17 protein-coding genes are annotated in these 15674 nt (G+C 65.2%); 6 read left to right on the top strand and 11 right to left on the bottom strand.

Translation table 11 applies throughout. From position 1 onward, the window contains the following. Positions 1 to 53 precede the first annotated feature (53 nt). From LB535_RS28030 to LB535_RS28015, 4 genes are all read right to left on the bottom strand, one after another. Positions 54 to 479 (bottom strand): DUF1178 family protein, encoded by a 426-nt coding sequence (locus LB535_RS28030; protein ID WP_140692522.1) that lies wholly within the window; start codon positions 477 to 479, stop codon positions 54 to 56. Then, positions 476 to 1342, bottom strand: a complete 867-nt coding sequence (locus tag LB535_RS28025; protein ID WP_224634476.1) for a carbon-nitrogen hydrolase family protein — start codon at positions 1340 to 1342, stop codon at positions 476 to 478. The genes LB535_RS28030 and LB535_RS28025 overlap by 4 nt, the downstream gene beginning before the upstream one ends. 2 nt (positions 1343 to 1344) lie before the next feature. After that, positions 1345 to 1614, bottom strand: a complete 270-nt coding sequence (gene grxC, locus LB535_RS28020) for a glutaredoxin 3 (protein ID WP_095767517.1) — start codon at positions 1612 to 1614, stop codon at positions 1345 to 1347. A 74-nt stretch (positions 1615 to 1688) separates the two neighbouring features. Next, positions 1689 to 2489 carry a ComF family protein gene (locus LB535_RS28015; RefSeq protein WP_224634475.1) on the bottom strand — a complete coding sequence of 267 codons (801 nt, stop codon included), beginning with the start codon at positions 2487 to 2489 and terminating at the stop codon, positions 1689 to 1691. Positions 2490 to 2554: 65 nt separating this feature from the next. Here LB535_RS28015 and LB535_RS28010 point away from each other — a divergent pair, with 65 nt between their 5' ends. After that, entirely contained in the window at positions 2555 to 3427 is an 873-nt protein-coding gene (locus LB535_RS28010) for a methyltransferase domain-containing protein (protein WP_224634474.1), read from the top strand. A gap of 17 nt (positions 3428 to 3444) precedes the next feature. On the opposite strand, the gene LB535_RS28005 is transcribed toward LB535_RS28010, so the two are convergent. The 5 genes from LB535_RS28005 to argJ all read right to left on the bottom strand — a co-directional run bounded on the left by LB535_RS28005 (position 3445) and on the right by argJ (position 6658). Next, positions 3445 to 3624 carry a Flp family type IVb pilin gene (locus tag LB535_RS28005; protein WP_140847402.1) on the bottom strand — a complete coding sequence of 60 codons (180 nt, stop codon included), beginning with the start codon at positions 3622 to 3624 and terminating at the stop codon, positions 3445 to 3447. Between the two features lie 110 nt (positions 3625 to 3734). Next, positions 3735 to 4055 (bottom strand): hypothetical protein, encoded by a 321-nt coding sequence (locus LB535_RS28000; protein ID WP_224634473.1) that lies wholly within the window; start codon positions 4053 to 4055, stop codon positions 3735 to 3737. A gap of 163 nt (positions 4056 to 4218) precedes the next feature. Then, positions 4219 to 4641 (bottom strand): (deoxy)nucleoside triphosphate pyrophosphohydrolase, encoded by a 423-nt coding sequence (locus LB535_RS27995; protein WP_224634472.1) that lies wholly within the window; start codon positions 4639 to 4641, stop codon positions 4219 to 4221. Beyond that, a complete protein-coding gene (locus LB535_RS27990; protein WP_224634471.1) occupies positions 4638 to 5417 on the bottom strand; it encodes a GNAT family N-acetyltransferase in 780 nt (259 codons plus the stop codon). Before LB535_RS27990 ends, LB535_RS27995 begins: the two co-directional genes overlap by 4 nt. Then, positions 5417 to 6658, bottom strand: coding sequence for a bifunctional glutamate N-acetyltransferase/amino-acid acetyltransferase ArgJ (gene argJ / locus LB535_RS27985; RefSeq protein WP_224634470.1), 1242 nt, complete (start codon positions 6656 to 6658; stop codon positions 5417 to 5419). The genes LB535_RS27990 and argJ overlap by 1 nt, the downstream gene beginning before the upstream one ends. A 191-nt stretch (positions 6659 to 6849) precedes the next feature. Between argJ and LB535_RS27980 the strand changes: the two genes are divergently transcribed. After that, the gene (locus LB535_RS27980; RefSeq protein WP_224634469.1) at positions 6850 to 7443 is read left to right on the top strand and encodes a TetR/AcrR family transcriptional regulator; all 594 of its coding nucleotides are present in this window, start codon (positions 6850 to 6852) and stop codon (positions 7441 to 7443) included. A gap of 60 nt (positions 7444 to 7503) precedes the next feature. Here LB535_RS27980 and LB535_RS27975 read toward each other — a convergent pair whose 3' ends face one another. Further along, a complete protein-coding gene (locus tag LB535_RS27975; protein ID WP_224630096.1) occupies positions 7504 to 8418 on the bottom strand; it encodes a peptidylprolyl isomerase in 915 nt (304 codons plus the stop codon). Positions 8419 to 8681: 263 nt separating this feature from the next. Between LB535_RS27975 and secA the strand changes: the two genes are divergently transcribed. Beyond that, positions 8682 to 11414 carry a preprotein translocase subunit SecA gene (gene secA, locus LB535_RS27970; RefSeq protein WP_224634468.1) on the top strand — a complete coding sequence of 911 codons (2733 nt, stop codon included), beginning with the start codon at positions 8682 to 8684 and terminating at the stop codon, positions 11412 to 11414. Positions 11415 to 11516: 102 nt separating this feature from the next. Here the strand turns inward: secA and LB535_RS27965 are convergent, their stop codons facing one another. After that, positions 11517 to 14102: a helix-turn-helix transcriptional regulator gene (locus tag LB535_RS27965; protein ID WP_224634467.1), complete on the bottom strand. Its 2586-nt coding sequence runs from the start codon at positions 14100 to 14102 to the stop codon at positions 11517 to 11519. 243 nt (positions 14103 to 14345) lie between these two features. On the opposite strand from LB535_RS27965, the gene LB535_RS27960 reads away from it, so the two are divergent. The 3 genes from LB535_RS27960 (at position 14346) to LB535_RS27950 (ending at position 15586) form a co-directional block, all read left to right on the top strand. Further along, positions 14346 to 14618, top strand: coding sequence for a DUF4242 domain-containing protein (locus LB535_RS27960; protein ID WP_224634466.1), 273 nt, complete (start codon positions 14346 to 14348; stop codon positions 14616 to 14618). Positions 14619 to 14670: 52 nt separating this feature from the next. Beyond that, on the top strand, positions 14671 to 14880 hold the full coding sequence (locus LB535_RS27955) for a hypothetical protein (RefSeq protein WP_224634465.1): 210 nt from the start codon (positions 14671 to 14673) through the stop codon (positions 14878 to 14880). Between the two features lie 253 nt (positions 14881 to 15133). Continuing rightward, positions 15134 to 15586, top strand: coding sequence for a hypothetical protein (locus LB535_RS27950; RefSeq protein ID WP_224634487.1), 453 nt, complete (start codon positions 15134 to 15136; stop codon positions 15584 to 15586). Positions 15587 to 15674 lie beyond the last annotated feature (88 nt).

Raw genomic sequence — 15674 nt, 5'->3', positions numbered from 1 at the left:
AAGCGCAGGAAGCCACCATTCGCAGGCCGGCATCACCTGAATATCGACACACCTCAGTTCCGGTCGTCCGGAAAGCTCGGAATCGGCATGAACTCGACGCCGTCCTCGACGAGGCTCTGCGCCTCTTCGGGCGTCGCTTCGCCATAGATGCCACGCGGGTCGGTCTCGCCGAAATGGATCTTGCGCGCTTCCTCGGCGAATTTGTCGCCGACATAGTCGGCATTTTCGCGTACCTTCTCGGCCAGCGCCTTGAGCTGCGCCAGCGCCTGCTTCTGCGCCTCGCCGATGGCCAAAGCGACCTTCTCTCGGCTGCGGGACGTTGAGACGGCGGGCGCCATCAGCGCCTTCTCTATCCTGTGCGAGCCGCAGCGCGGGCAATCGACGAAACCGCGCTTCTTCTGGGTGTCGAAGTCGTCATTGCTGCGGAACCAGGCTTCGAATTCGTGCTCGTGTTCGCAGATCAGGGAAAAACGGATCAAGAGGCGGCACCCCTGAAACGCGGCGCTTCGCTTGTCCCGGCATTGACGGTGAAATCCCGCGCGTTCTTCAGATTGGGGATCTTGCGGCGCGCGGCAAGCGACTGCGCCGGATCGATCTCGGCGACGATCACCCCGGGTTCGTCATGCGCGGCCTCGGCGACGATGCGCCCCCACGGATCGACGATCAGCGAATGGCCATAAGTTTCGCGCCCGTCCTCATGCAGGCCGCCCTGCGCGGCGGCGATGACATAGGCGCCGTTCTCGATGGCGCGGGCGCGCAACAGCACATGCCAATGCGCCTCGCCGGTCTGGCGCGTGAAAGCGGCCGGCACCGTCAGCACCTCGGCCCCGGCCATCGCCTCGGCGCGAAACAGCTGCGGAAAACGCAGGTCGTAGCACACGGCAAAGCCCAGCCTCGTCCCCTCGATATCGGTCACGACCGCTTCCGTTCCCGGCTCGTAGGAGGCGGATTCACGCCAGCTCTCGCCATTGTCGAGGTCGACATCGAACATATGGATCTTGTCGTAACCGGCAATAAGGGCCCCGTCGGGCGAGAACAGGAACGCGCGGTTGGCGAGCTTGCCGTCGGCGCGCAGGATTGCCGTCGAGCCGACATGCAGATGAATGCCGAGCTCCTTCGCCAGCCTGCGCGCGGTCGCGACGACCACGTCCTTGTCCTCGGTGGTGAAGGCGGCCGCCCCCGCCTGCTTGTCGCGGATCAGCGCACCGGTCATTTCCGGCGTCAGGACGTAGGTGGCGCCCCGATGAGCGGCATCGCGGACCAGCCTTTCCATGTCGGCCGCATTGCGATCCGGGCTGGTCCCCGAACGCATCTGCACCGCCGCCGCCTTGAAAACGCCCATGATCAAGCCCTCGCTTCGTTGGCAAGCAGCACATCCAGCCGGCCCTGCGACTCCAGTTCATGGAGGTCATCGCAGCCGCCGACATGCGTGTCGCCGATGAATATCTGCGGAAAAGTGGTGCGCCCATGTGCCCGTGAAATCATTTCCTGACGCAATGCCGGCGAGAATGAAGCGTCGTGCTCGGTATAGGTCACACCCTTGCGCTCGAGCAACCGCTTGGCGGCCGTGCAATAGCCGCACATCATGCGCGTATAGATCGTCACATCGACCATCAGCAAAATCCTGCCTGTGCACGTCGCCCAACGCTTGTGCGTAAACGACCTGCACCGAAACAACAACTTAAGCACTATATAGTTGCAGACTCATCGGCTCGGAAGTCCCCCGGCAGAACGCGCGCGAAGGTCAGAACGTCGACCGCTCCGGCGCCGCCTTTCTTCAGCGCCTTGGCGACGGCCCGCACCGTTGCGCCGGTGGTATAGACATCGTCGACCACGAGCACCCGGCGCCCCGCTATCTCGATTTCAGCGTCCGGCGGCACGCGAAAAGCGGCGCGCACATTCTCCTCGCGCTCGTGCCGTTCGAGCCCGACCTGCTGGCGCGTCAACTTCACGCGCCTGACCGCGGATGGCGAGAAGGGCAGCCCGCCGAGCTTTGCAACGGCCCGTCCGAGTTCCGCGGACTGGTTGAACTGGCGCCGGAAGAAGCGCCGCCAGTGCAACGGCACCGGCACGACCAGGTCGGCCTCCGCAATCAGCTCGGCGCCGGCCCGCATCATCCAGTTCGCCATCCAGGGCGCTAGGTCGGTTCGGTCCTGATATTTCAGCCCCTGCACCATCTGCCGCGCGACACCCGAATAGAGGACGGCGGCACGCGCCCGCTCGAAGGGCGGCGGATCGGCGATCGCCTCGGCGGAAAGAAACCCCTCGCCCATGTCATGCGTGAAGGGCGTGCCCATCACCGGGCACCAGGGTTTTTCCAGCAGCCTAAGCTTCGGCCAGCAGGCGCCGCACAGCACACCGGGTTGCGACACATGACGACGGCAGCCGGCGCAAACCGGCGGAAACAACAGCCGCGCCGGCCAGGCCAGTACCTGCCGCGTCATATCCTGGACCGCTGTGGTCTTGATCTTGTGCACCGGATCGGCCACGTGAAAGGAAACCCCGCGCCACCTTAACACCACTCCGGCACGCGCGGACAACAGGAAGCTTTTCATTGCAGCCCTTGATCGACACCGAGCTCTGGCTCGCTCGCAAGCGCCGGGCACTCGCGCGCCCCGTCGAAGGCGCCGATTTCCTGATGCGCCGGGCCGCGGAGGACCTTGTCGACCGGCTGGGCGCCGTCGAACGCCGCTTCGGCAAGGCGGCCGCGCTGTTCTGTCAGACTTCAGCGGCCGTGGACGTGCTTGCCGGCAGCGGCAAGGTCAGCGAGATCGTGCGCGTCGAGATGGACGAAGCGCTTCTGGCCGGCGGCACCGGCCTGGTAGCGCCGCCTGAGACCGTGCCGTTCGAGGAGGCCAGCCTCGATCTCGTCGTCTCCCTGCTCTCGATGCATGCGATGAACGACATTCCCGGCGTGCTTGCGCAAATCCGCCGGGCGTTGCGACCGGACGGGCTTTTCCTCGGCGCTTTCGCCGGCGCGGGCACATTGGCGGAATTGCGCGAGAGCATGCTGGCGGCCGAGACGGAGCTTTACGGCGGCGCAAGCCCGCGCATCCTTCCCTTCACCGACGTGCGCGACGCCGGCGCGCTGTTGCAGCGCGCCGGCCTGGCCTTGCCGGTCGCCGATGTCGAAACGGTCGCGGTGCGCTACGACACGCTGTTCGACCTCGCCGCCGACCTGCGCGCCATGGGCGAAACAAACGCGCTCGTCGATCGCAGCCGCAGGCCGGCCGGCAGACGGCTTTTTGCCCGCGCCGCGGAGCTCTACGCCGAACGGTTCGCGGATCCGGATGGCCGTATCCGCGCGAATTTTTCGATTGTCTGGATGTCCGGCTGGGCGCCCGACGCCTCGCAGCAAAAGCCGCTCAAGCCGGGATCCGCCAAGGTCTCGCTCAAGGCGGTCCTGGAGAACCCGTCCAGGACCTGAGCGCCCCCGTGATGCCGTCAGTGAGCGAAGGCGTTGGCAAGCTTGCTGTTGTTGTCGGTGAACAGCCACACCAGCCCGTCTGCCGCCTGTTTGACCCCGGCAACGATGGCCAGCGACAACACCGCGACGATCAGACCATATTCGACGGCCGTAGCGCCCGTTTCGTCTTGGATGAATTGCTGCAGCAGGTTTTTCATGATCATCGATCCCTCATGCAGAAACTCTAATGTCCTACCCGTTAAGAAAGGTTAACGGCAAAAGCTTAACAGCGAGTGAAACGCCGCCGCGCCGGAAATCATTAACCAAGTCAGCACTCGCCGCTGCGGCTGCCGTCGTTGCGGATGACGCAGATTGAACTCGGCAAGGGCTGCAGCACGCTGCGGCGCACCGTATATGTATTGGGGCGGTGGCCGATCGATCCGGTCGCGGTCATGTCGAGCCCGCCCGCGAAGCCGTCGCGAACGCTCTGCGGCCGGGTCTGGTTGTCCAGGAAAGGCGTTGCGATCAGCGCCAGCGCCACCGCCGCCGAGCCGAAGAGAAGCGTGATCCGCAGGATGCCCATGCCGGCGTCCACCGCGCGAAACCCCCGGTCGGGTCGGATCGAATCCCAGTCTCTTTCAGGGCTCATGCCGTGTTTCCCAGTCATCGACGATATCGCCGCGCGAAACGGCCTCGCGCAATTTTTCACGTCGGGATAAATCTTCCATTAACGCTGACTAAACCAGCTCCCGGAAACGTGCGGAAACACTCGGCGCCCGGGAACGCCGACCTGCCGCCAAGTCGGCGCGAAACTACAAAAGGTCGATGAGGAACTGGATCAGCGGCGCGTCGGCCGGGGGCATCGGATAGTCGCGCATCTGCCGCGGCCTGACCCATTTGAGCCCCTGTCCTTCCCTGGCATGCGCGATACCACGAAAGCGGCGGCAGACATAAAGCGGCATCAGGAGATGGAAATCGTCATAGGAATGGCTGGCGAAGGTGAGCGGCGCCAGGCATGGGATCTCGGTCTCGATGCCGAGTTCCTCATGCAACTCGCGGACCAGGCACTCCTCCGGCGTCTCGCCGGGCTCGACCTTGCCGCCCGGAAACTCCCACAGGCCGGCAAGCTGCTTGCCCTGCGGGCGCTGCGCCAGAAGCACGCGCCGGTCGGTATCGACTAGCGCGCAGGCGGCGACCAGCAGCAGTCGCTTTCCGGCCGGCTTGACCTCGCTCATGCGCCCGGCGGCCGACGATAGTGGTAGCGATAGACTTCCTCGAAGCCGAGCGACCGGTAGAGCGAGAGCGCCGGCAGATTGCCGGCCTCGACCTGCAGCCAGGCCTCGCGCGCGCCGCGCAGCCGTGCCCATTTCAGCGCCGACAGGATGAGATTGCGGCCATGGCCCTTCTTGCGCGCCGACTTTTCGGTGGCGACCTCGAACAGACCCGCGAGATCGCCGTCATGAATGCAGATCAGCGTCGCCAGCGGCTCGTTGCCGTCCTCGAGCGCGAACAGCCCCGCTTCCGGCTGGATGGCGCCGATGACCTCGGACAGGCCGGGCCGCAGCGAGGCGTCCGAGCCGCTCGTCCTCAGCGAAGCGCCGATGAAACGGCTGATGTCCTTGAGCGGAATCTGGTCCATGGCCGCGCCAAGCTCGACCTCCTTCAGCGGCAACCGCATCACCAGGGATTCGTCGAACATGTTCCAGCCGGCCTTGTCGAGATGCGTGGACAAGACCTGCCCCGACAGCGGCGACATGCGAAAGGTCAGCGGCCTGCCATAGGCGTCGAAGCGTCTTGCGGCGCGGCCGATGCGCTCTTCGATGGCGTGCGTGTCGCCCGGATCGAGCGGATTGACCGAGTTGAGGCGCTTGGCGGGGAGACCTGCGGTCAGCCGCACCACCCATGTCCCGTCATAATGGACGGCGGCCGCCGGCCAGGCGCGAAAACCCGCCGCCTCGTAGCGACGCACGACCGCGAGCACGCTTGCCGGATGCCTCGACACCGGCGCCATCAGCTCCGGTAATCGCCATTGATGGCGACATATTCCTTGGTGAGGTCGCAGGTCCACACCGTCGCCTTGCCGCGGCCGATGCCGAGATCGGCGCGGATGCGGATATCGTCGCGCTTCATATAGGCCGAGGTCGCTTCCTCCGAATAGGCCGGATCGCGCTCGCCCTCATGCGCCAGGCGGTTGTCGCCGAACCAGATCGACAGCCGGTCGCGGTCGGCCGGCTCGCCGGCCTTGCCGACGGCCATGACCACGCGGCCCCAATTGGCGTCCTCGCCGGCGACGGCCGTCTTGACCAGCGGCGAGTTGGCGATCGAGAGCGCGATGCGCTTGGCCGAGCGGGCGGACTTCGCGCCGGTGACGGTGACCTCGACCTGCTTGCGCGCGCCCTCGCCGTCGCGCACCACCTGCAGCGCCAGCGACTTCAGCACCTTGCCGAGCGCCCGGCGGAAGGCGCCGAGCCGCGCATCCTTGGGATCGCCGATCGGCGGCGCACCGCGCGCCGCGGCCTTGCCGGTGGCGAAGAAGAGCAGCGTGTCGCTGGTCGAGGTGTCGCTGTCGACGGTCACCGCATTGAAGGTCTTGGTCGTGCCGCGCGACAGCAGGTCCTGTAGCACGGGAGCTGCGATCGGCGCGTCGGTGGCGATGAAGGAGAGCATCGTCGCCATGTCGGGCGCGATCATGCCGGCGCCCTTGGCGATGCCGTTGATGATGACGTCGGTGTCGCCGAGTTTGACCCTCGCCGTCGCCACCTTCGGATAGGTGTCCGTGGTCATGATCGCCTTGGCCGCCTCGGTCCACTGATCCGGCCTGCCGTCCTTGATCAGGCCGGCGAGCAGATGGCTGAATCTGGTCGTGTCGAGCGGCTCGCCGATGACGCCGGTCGAGGCCAGGAACACCTCGCTCTCGGAGCATCCGGCGGCCTTCGCCGCCGCCTCGCCGGTCAGCGCGGTCGAAGCCTGGCCCTTCTTGCCCGTGAAGGCGTTGGCATTGCCGGAATTGACCACCAGGACACGCGCCTTGCCGGCGGGCAGGTTCTGACGGCAGAAGTCGACCGGCGCCGACGGGCATTTCGACCTGGTGAACACGCCGGCGACAGCCGTGCCCGGATCGAAGGCCATGGCCAGCAGGTCGGTTCTGTTGCGGTACTTGATGCCGGCTTCGGCGGTCGCGATGCGCACACCCTCGATGACCGGCATCTTCGGATATTTCTTCGGTGCGAGCGGCGAAATCGTAGCAGACATCGGTATCCCGGAGCGGCAAGAACACGAAAGGAAGGAAGCCGGTTTGCCCGATAGCGCGCGCCGGCGCAAGAGGCGTTCTGGCCGCGCCTTGCCGACTTGGCCGGCGGCCTTGCAATTGGAAACACGCCGTTTCGTTTCGTCGCCGAAGCCAATATGATCGGCTGCAGATTCACCGGCCAAGGAAGACCTCGATGGGCGAAGCCGCCGCTCGCGGGCGCAAGTCGATCGGCGCAAAACGCAGTCCCGAGAGCGCCGATGCCATCCTCAACGCCGCCGAGGCGGTGTTGCGCGAGGCGGGCTATGCCGGCTTCTCGATCGAGGCCGTCGCCCGGCGGGCGCGGGCGGGAAAGCCGACCATCTATCGCTGGTGGCCGAGCAAGGCGGCCCTGCTGATCGAGGTTTACCAGCGGCAGAAGCGCGTCGAGACGCCCGACACGGGAAACGTCGAGGACGATCTGGCCGGCTTCCTCGAGAACCTGTTCGCGCATTGGCGCGACACCCCGTCGGGCAACATCTTCCGCTCGCTGATCGCAGAGGCGCAGTCGGACGAGACGGCCGCGGCCGCGCTTGCCGAATATTCAAAAGGACGCCGCAGCCATACCGGCCGGATGATCGAGCGCGCCAAGGCGCGCGGCGAGGTGGCGGCCGACATCGATGCCGGGATCGTCGCCGACCTGGTCGCTTCTTTCGCCTGGCGGCATCTGCTGACCGAACGGCTCGACGAGGACAAGGCGGCAATCCGCGCCGCCATTCGCTACATCACGCGGGGCATAATGAACGCTTGACCCCCGACAGCGAAAGGGCGCCCGAAGGCGCCCTTTCAGAATTATCCAGCCGCAAGCGGATTACTTGCCAGCTTCCAGCGTGTCGATGTCCTTCTTGAGCTTCTCGTCCGGGATCTCGACCTTGGCGGCCGCACGCAGCTCCTTGACCATGGCGAAATACTTGTCGCGGATCACCGCCTGCTTGGCCTGGTCCTTGACGTCGTCGAAGGCCGGCGGCTGCTTGGCGCGCTTGTCCTCGACCTTGATGACATGCCAGCCGAACTGCGACTGCACCGGCTCCTTCGAATATTTGCCGACGTCGAGCGCGAACGCCGCCTTGTCGAATTCCGGCACCATCTGCCCCGGGCCGAACCAGCCGAGATCGCCGCCGCTGGTCTTGCCGCTCGGATCGCTGGTGTGTTCGTTGGCGAGCTTCTGGAAATCGGCGCCGCCGTCGAGCTGCTTGATGATCGCCTCGGCCTCTTCCTTCGTCTTCACGAGGATGTGACGGGCATGGATTTCGTTGACCGGCGGCGTGTTGGCGATTTCCTGGTCATAGCGGGCGCGCACTTCGGCGTCCGTCACCTTGTCGACCACTTCCTTCTCGACGACCTCGCCATGCAGGGCTCGCGCCTGCAGGAAAGCCATGCGGCGCTGGAAGTCGGCGTCCTTGTCGAGGCCGCTGTCGACGGCCTTCTTAGCCATGACGCGGATTTCGATCGCCGCTGAGAGGGCCGCCGCGCGGCGCTGTTCAGGCGGCAGTTGCGCGAACTGCTGCGACAGTTCGCCTTCGGCGAGCCGAAGATCGGCCTCGGTCAGCTTCTCGCCGTTGACGGTGGCGATCACGGCATTGGGATCGACCGGCTTCGCGGGCGCAGCGGGCGCGGCGGCATCCGGCTTGGTTTCCTGCGCCATCAGCGGCGACAGGCAAAGGGCCGAGAGCCCGAAGGCCAGACCGAGACTGGCGAGCGAGGCGCGGCGGATCGACAGGGACATCAAGATAAACTCCAATGGGGATTGCCAATAAGGATCGCGTGAGCGGAAGGGTTCCAGATCAGTCGAATTGTGGCGGAATTTGGCGCTGCCGATAGGGCTAACGCGGCGTTGACATCGATTGAGCCCCCTCTTATCTGTCCAACGACTTGGCGTCCAGAACCGTTTTCCGGGCGCTTTTTGCGTTTGTCCGCACTCACGCGGATTTGATGGGCCCGCCAGGTGCCTGTCGCAAACGGCTAAATTGCTATCGAAAGGGCCATTGGATGGTCAGTCTCGGCGGTCTCGCCCGTAAGGTTTTCGGTTCTTCCAACGACCGCCGCGTCAAGTCGACCCGGCCAAGGGTCGAAGCCATCAACGCCATGGAAAACGAGATGCGGGCGCTTTCCGATGCCGAGCTCGCGGGGCGCACGGAAAAGTTCCGCCAGGATCTCGCCAACGGCGCTGCGCTCGACGATCTCTTGGTTCCGGCCTTCGCCACGGTGCGCGAGGCCGCCCGCCGCGTGCTTGGCATGCGTCCTTTTGACGTGCAATTGATCGGTGGCATGGTGCTGCACAATGGCGGCATCGCCGAGATGCGCACCGGCGAGGGCAAGACGCTGGTCGCCACCTTGCCGGTTTACCTCAATGCGCTCGCCGGCAAGGGCGTGCATGTTGTCACCGTCAACGACTATCTCGCCAAGCGCGACGCCGAATGGATGGGCCGCGTCTACAAATTCCTCGGCCTGACCGTCGGCGTCATCGTCCACGGCCTTTCCGACGAGGAACGCCGTGAGGCCTACGCCTGCGACGTCACCTATGCCACCAACAACGAGCTCGGCTTCGACTATCTGCGCGACAACATGAAGTATGAGCGCTCGCAGATGGTGCAGCGTGGACACTCGTACGCCATCGTCGACGAGGTCGATTCCATCCTGGTCGACGAAGCGCGCACGCCGCTGATCATTTCCGGTCCGCTCGAAGACCGCTCGGAAATGTACAACACCATCGACGCCTTCATGCTGAAGCTCGGCCCGGCCGACTATGAGGTTGACGAGAAGCAGAAGACGACGATCTTCACCGAGGACGGCACCGAGAAGCTGGAAAACATGCTGCGCGACGCCGGCCTGTTGAAAGGCGAGTCGCTCTATGACGTCGAGAACGTCGCCATCGTCCATCACGTCAACAACGCGCTGAAGGCGCATCTGTTGTTCCAGAAGGACAGGGACTACATCGTGCGCAACGGCGAGATCGTCATCATCGACGAGTTCACCGGCCGCATGATGCCGGGCCGCCGCTATTCGGAAGGCCTGCACCAGGCGCTCGAGGCCAAGGAACACGTGCAGATCCAGCCCGAGAACCAGACGCTGGCCTCCGTCACCTTCCAGAACTATTTCCGCCTCTACAAGAAGCTCGCCGGCATGACCGGCACGGCGCTGACCGAGGCGGAGGAATTCGGCAACATCTACGGCCTCGAGGTCACCGAAATCCCGACCAACCTGCCGGTCATCCGCAAGGATGAGGACGATGAGGTCTACCGGACGGTCGAGGAGAAGTACAAGGCGATCGTCAGGGAAATCCGCGAAGCCAGCGCCAAGGGCCAGCCGACGCTGGTCGGCACCACCTCGATCGAAAAATCCGAGCAGCTGGCCGAGCGCCTGCGCAAGGACGGCTTCAAGGACTTCGAAGTGCTGAACGCCCGTCACCACGAGCGCGAGGCGGCCATCGTCGCCCAGGCCGGCAAGCCCGGCGCCATCACCATCGCCACCAACATGGCCGGCCGCGGCACCGACATCAAGCTCGGCGGCAATGCCGAGATGCGCATCGCGGAGGAACTTGGAGACATGCCCGAGGGCCCCGAGCGCGAGGCCAGGGAAAGGGAAATCCACGCCGACGTCGAGCGCCTGAGGGAAAAGGCGCTGGCCGCCGGCGGCCTCTATGTTCTGGCCACCGAACGCCACGAATCGCGCCGCATCGACAACCAGCTTAGAGGTCGTTCGGGAAGACAGGGCGATCCCGGACGGTCGAAATTCTTCCTGTCGCTGCAGGACGACCTGATGCGCATCTTCGGCTCCGAGCGCATGGACGGCATGCTGCAGAAGCTCGGCCTCAAGGAAGACGAGGCGATCATCCATCCCTGGATCAACAAGGCGCTCGAGAAAGCGCAAAAGAAGGTCGAGGCGCGCAACTTCGACATCCGCAAGAACCTCCTGAAATATGACGACGTTGCCAACGACCAGCGCAAGGCGGTGTTCCAGCGGCGCATCGAGCTGATGGACGGAGAAGGTCTCGCCGAAACCATTGCCGAGATGCGCGAAGGCGTCATCGAGGAGATCGTCGCCAAGAACATCCCCGAAAACGCCTATGCCGAGCAGTGGAACGTTGCCGGTCTCAAGGAGGAAGTGGCGCAGTACCTCAACCTCGACCTGCCGGTCGAGGAATGGGTCAAGGAAGAAGGTATCGCCGAGGATGACATTCGCGAGCGCATCACGGCCGCCGCCGACGCCGCCGCCAAGGAGCGCGCCGACCGCTTCGGCCCCGATGTGATGAACTATGTCGAACGCTCGGTGGTGCTGCAGACGCTCGACCATCTGTGGCGCGAGCACATCGTCAATCTCGACCATCTGCGCTCGGTCGTCGGCTTCCGCGGCTACGCCCAGCGCGACCCGCTGCAGGAATACAAGAGCGAGGCCTTCGAGCTGTTCCAGGCCATGCTCGGCAATCTGGAGCAGGCCGTCACCGCACAGCTGATGCGCGTCGAGCTGGTGCGCCAGGCGGCCGATGCGCCGCCGCCTGAAGCGCCCGAGATGTTCGGCAGCCATATCGACGGCTCCACCGGCGAGGATGATTTCCAAGGCGGCGAGACCGCGCTTCTGATACGTCAGGATACCAACGCCGTCGTCGCGCCGGAAAACCGCGATCCGAAGAACCCCGCGAGCTGGGGCAAGGTCGGCCGCAACGAGCTCTGCCCCTGCGGCTCCGGCAAGAAGTACAAGCACTGCCACGGCACGTTCGCCTGACGCCTATTTCCTTCTCCCCGTTCAACGGGGAGAAGGTGCCCGAAGGGCGGATGAGGGGCAGCGCCGGGGCCGGCGGTTTCCTTCAGGCGCAGAAAACAAGCCTCACACCAGACCCGACGCGCGCGCCGCGGCAGCAGCTTCGCCGCGCGAGATGACCTCCAGCTTCTCCAGCACGGCCGAAACGTGGTGATCGACCGTCTTGGGCGAAATGGTCAGATGCGCGGCAATCTTCTTGTTGGAAAAGCCTCGCTCAAGAAGTTCCAGGACTTCCATCTGGCGCTGCGTGAGGCCGGCCTGATTGGCGCGCGTCGCCTGTCGCGGCCCTCTCGCGATGTGACTGACGCCGCTTTCCCGCATAAGGCTTCGCGCCTGCTGCGCAACCGCCCTCGCGCCAAGGTCCTCGAAAATGGCGAGCGCCTCGCGCTGCGCCGCTTCGTCGCCGAGCAGCAAGGCCATTGCCTGTTCGAAAGGCGCCCCCATTTCGGCCCATAGCCTGGCGGCGGCGCGCCAATCGCCCGTCAGTTGCAGGCGGTGCGGCTCCGCCATGCCGTCCGTGTCGCCGGGTTCGGATCCCGGCGACAACAGTTCCCGCCAGGTGGCAAGTTCGCCGAACACGGCCGGCGTTGGCGCGAGATTTTCGGCAACCGCGATCAGGCGCAAGGCTTCCTGCCTGTCGGCTTGTCCAAGCCAGGCCGATTCGGCCAGCACCTGGGCAAACGCCACCAGGCGCTGCAGCTCCATGCCCCTGTCCAGGAACCGCCTCATCTCTTCGACGATCGGCTCGGCCGACGGGTCGCCGCGGCGGATGCGCAATCGTGCCAGCGCCACCAGCGACGGATAGCGCACCAGCGGCGTCGTTGCGTCGTCGTCGACAACCTCATGCGCCATTGTCGCGGCGTCGTTCCAGAAGCCGCGGCGAAGCAAAAGCTGCGCCTGCACGCCGCGCATATAGTCGCGCCATGTCGCGAGATCGTTCTCGACGCAATAGCCGATGCCGCGGTCCAGGAACGACGCCGCCTCCTTGAAGTTGAGCCTGTTCATCTCGACGCAGGCGCAGTTCGTGAAGGCACGCGCTGCATGCTCCTGGTAGTTGCCCGACAGCGCAATCCCGAGGCTGCGGGCGAGATCGCGCCGCCCCTTGGCAAAATCCAGCCATTGTCCGGCGGCGCCGACATTGTTCAGCGCATGACATAGAATGTCCGCCCGGTTGAGCCGCTCCGCCAGCTCGACCGCCTTGCCGCCGAGCGAAAGAGCGTCCTCGAGCCGCTCGGCCAGCATCGCCAGTTGCGAGAGGTTCGAATAAGCCATCGCCAGCTCGGCGCTGTCGGGCGCGGTCTCCAGAAGCCCCACGGCCTGCTCTCCGAACCGATCCGCCGACTCGCGATCGCCGAGCAGATAGGCGAAGCGCGACAGGCATCTGAGGCTGTCGCCTTCCTTCAGCCGATCCCCCAGTGCCTGGCGCAGCTGGCGCGCTCGGCCTTGCGCTTCCATCGCCGTGTCGACGCGGCCGATCAGGTGGCACTCGAACGCATGGCCTTCGTAAAGCTCCGCCTGCTTCTCGATCGGCAGAGTATCGGCATAGCGCAGGGCGACCTCGTAATAGCCCGCCGCATCGCGATGCGCGCCGACGCGGGATGCCTCCCGCGCGGCAACCGGCGCGAGCTCGCGCACCACGTCGAGGCTTTGCGCTTCCACGGCATGATGTACCAGCCTTGCGGTGGCGACTTGCGGATTTTCCCGTAATGCCGCCAGCGCGCGCTCATTGTACTCGCGTCGTTTGCTGGGCGTCAGCGCCATCTCGATGGCCGTGCGGGCGATCTCGTGCCGGAAAGCATAGCCATCGCCGAAATCCTCGAGCAGGCCGTTGGCGACGCATTCGGCGAGCTGGCCGGCGGCGGCGATCCCGCAAAGGCCGCTCAGCGCCCAGGCATCGGCGCGGCGCGGAAACACCGAGACCGCGTCGAGCATCGAGCGGGCGCCGGGCGACAATCTTTCGGCGCGCGCCAACACGGCGTCGCGGACGCTCGCCGGCAACGCGCCATCGACTGCGGCGGCGAGCAGCTCGGTGACGAAGAAGGCGTTGCCCGCCGTTGCGCGGTAGATCGCGTCGCCGTCGCGCTCGGCCGCCGCGGCGAGCGAGAGCACCGCGCTTTCGCTGAGCAGCGGCACTTCTATGCGTTGGATATTGCCGGCCGGTATCTCGCCGAGCGCCCGGCGCACGCGCATCTGTCCTTCGCTGCGGTCGGTGCGCGCCGTGATCAGAAGCAGGATGTGCGTGTTTGCGATGCGCCGGCCGAGGAAACGCACGAAATCGAGCGTCGCGTCATCGGCCCAGTGCAGGTCCTCGATGACGAGCAGGGATGGACCTTTCGCTTCGAAAACGTCGAGCGCCTCGGAAAACAATGGCAGCCGCTGCACCTGGCGGTCGTCGATCGCCCGCGGCGGCTCCCAGTGCGCCTCGCGGGCCAGATCGTAAAGCGGCCCCAGCGGATCGGGAATAGAGAGGTCCTCGCAGGCGCTGCGAAGCACGATCAGCCCCTCGCCCAAGCGGCTTGCGAACGCCTCGGCCAGCGCCGTCTTGCCGGCGCCGGCTTCCCCCGACAGGACCACGACGCGGCCGCGCCGGCCTGTTGCATCTGCCAGCAAGGCATCCATTTGCTGCAGCTGCGTCTGCCGTTCCAGAAGCATTGTCACTCTCTCGCCAAATCAGAATTTCCATCGTGGCGGGCCGCCGCCGCGATAGCCTGGGAAACGGCGCGACAATGTGACTTTCCACACACTGAGGTGCCATCTTCCACATAAAACGTCGCAAAGATAGGGATTCGTCCCGGCCAATATGGGGAATGGCCCCGATGCGCGCCTTCCGCGAAGGTGATTTCTGCTGGGTCGCGCTTGAACCGAGCGCAACTCACCAATGAAAGGAAACCGATCGTGCCTCGTTACCTGATTGAACGTACCTTCCCCGATGGGCTGCACGTGCCGATGAACGACACCGGCGCAACCGCGATGGGCGGCGTCATCGCCCGCAACGCCGAGAAAGGCGTCACCTGGGTGCAATCCTTCGTCTCGCCGGACAAGAGCAAGAGCTTCTGCATCTACGATGCGCCCTCGCCGGAGGCGATCCGCAGCACCGCGCAGAAGAATTCGCTTCCCGTCGACAAGATCACGGAGGTCCGGGTCCTCGACCCCTACTTTTATCGCTGATCGGGCAGACCATGTCGGGCAGACCATACCCGTCGCCGGCGGACCTGACGCCGTGCCAGAGGACGAGGCCGTATCCGCTGCGGCGGACATCGTCCCGTCACGGCGCGGCTTCATGCGACGGGCTGTGTCGGCGTTGCTTTCGCCCCTGCGAGACCGGCGACGCTTTCTGCCACCGCAGGACGGTTACCTGGAGCGCGACATCGGCCTGCACGAGCGGGAAAACCCGCGCGAATACTGGGAATATTGGTGGCATCACAGCTGATCCCGCACCGGGCAATTCCAGGAAGACTGCGCAGCGGTTTTCCGTCCGGAATTGCGCAAAACAATGACTTGGAGCGGTTCGTTCGGTGAACCGCTCTGGTCGGGATCAGCGACCATCCCTTTTAGCGACAGCGCCGCCGGCGTTCGGAGTTGGCTTACCGGCCGGCGCCGCCGTTTGCGCGCCTCAATTGGAGAGACAAATGAACATTCAGACCTTAATCAAATGCGTTATCGGCGCTTCTGCCTCGATCATCATGCTGATGGCGGGCGCGGCCACGGCCGAAACCGTCAATCCGCTCGCCGAAAAAGTGCGGACGCTCGACAGCCGCTTCGAGGACGTCGCCGTGGCGAAAGCCGAAGGCTACGCGCCAATCCCCTGCGCCAGCGGCCTCACCGGCGGCGCCATGGGCATCCACTACGTCAACGCCGGCTATCTGAAGGACGACGCCGTCGACGTCGCCAAGCCGGAGGCCGTGATGTACGAGCCGATGGCCGACGGCACGCTGAAGCTGATCGCGGTCGAATACATCACCGCGAAGGGCCCGGCCTCGCTCGAAGGCCATCTGTTCAACTTCAACACCGCGCCCAACCGCTACGGCCTCGGCCCGTTCTACGAGTTGCATGTCTGGGCCTGGAAGCAAAACCCCACCGGCGCCTTCGCCGACATGAACCCGAATGTGTCCTGCGACGCCATGCAGGGGATGTGAGCAGCGCCTTAGCCTTCTCCCCTTGTGGGAGAAGGTGGATCGGCGCGATAGCGCCGAGACGGATGAGGGGTGTTCCAGCGGAGTGAGA

It is taken from the genome of Mesorhizobium sp. CA10 (genome assembly GCF_020165285.1).
Classification (GTDB): domain Bacteria; phylum Pseudomonadota; class Alphaproteobacteria; order Rhizobiales; family Rhizobiaceae; genus Mesorhizobium.
The sequence above is the reverse complement of the archived record's forward strand: the minus strand, read 5'-3'. Positions and strand labels throughout refer to the sequence as shown.

Coding starts and splice junctions, on each gene's coding strand:
- LB535_RS28025 (WP_224634476.1), bottom strand. CDS start 1,342: ATGGGCGTTTTCAAGGCGGCGGCGGTGCAGATGCGTTCGGGGACCAGC.
- grxC (WP_095767517.1), bottom strand. CDS start 1,614: ATGGTCGATGTGACGATCTATACGCGCATGATGTGCGGCTATTGCACG.
- LB535_RS28005 (WP_140847402.1), bottom strand. CDS start 3,624: ATGAAAAACCTGCTGCAGCAATTCATCCAAGACGAAACGGGCGCTACG.
- LB535_RS28000 (WP_224634473.1), bottom strand. CDS start 4,055: ATGAGCCCTGAAAGAGACTGGGATTCGATCCGACCCGACCGGGGGTTT.
- LB535_RS27995 (WP_224634472.1), bottom strand. CDS start 4,641: ATGAGCGAGGTCAAGCCGGCCGGAAAGCGACTGCTGCTGGTCGCCGCC.
- LB535_RS27990 (WP_224634471.1), bottom strand. CDS start 5,417: ATGGCGCCGGTGTCGAGGCATCCGGCAAGCGTGCTCGCGGTCGTGCGT.
- argJ (WP_224634470.1), bottom strand. CDS start 6,658: ATGTCTGCTACGATTTCGCCGCTCGCACCGAAGAAATATCCGAAGATG.
- LB535_RS27980 (WP_224634469.1), top strand. CDS start 6,850: ATGGGCGAAGCCGCCGCTCGCGGGCGCAAGTCGATCGGCGCAAAACGC.
- LB535_RS27975 (WP_224630096.1), bottom strand. CDS start 8,418: ATGTCCCTGTCGATCCGCCGCGCCTCGCTCGCCAGTCTCGGTCTGGCC.
- secA (WP_224634468.1), top strand. CDS start 8,682: ATGGTCAGTCTCGGCGGTCTCGCCCGTAAGGTTTTCGGTTCTTCCAAC.
- LB535_RS27965 (WP_224634467.1), bottom strand. CDS start 14,102: ATGCTTCTGGAACGGCAGACGCAGCTGCAGCAAATGGATGCCTTGCTG.
- LB535_RS27950 (WP_224634487.1), top strand. CDS start 15,134: ATGCTGATGGCGGGCGCGGCCACGGCCGAAACCGTCAATCCGCTCGCC.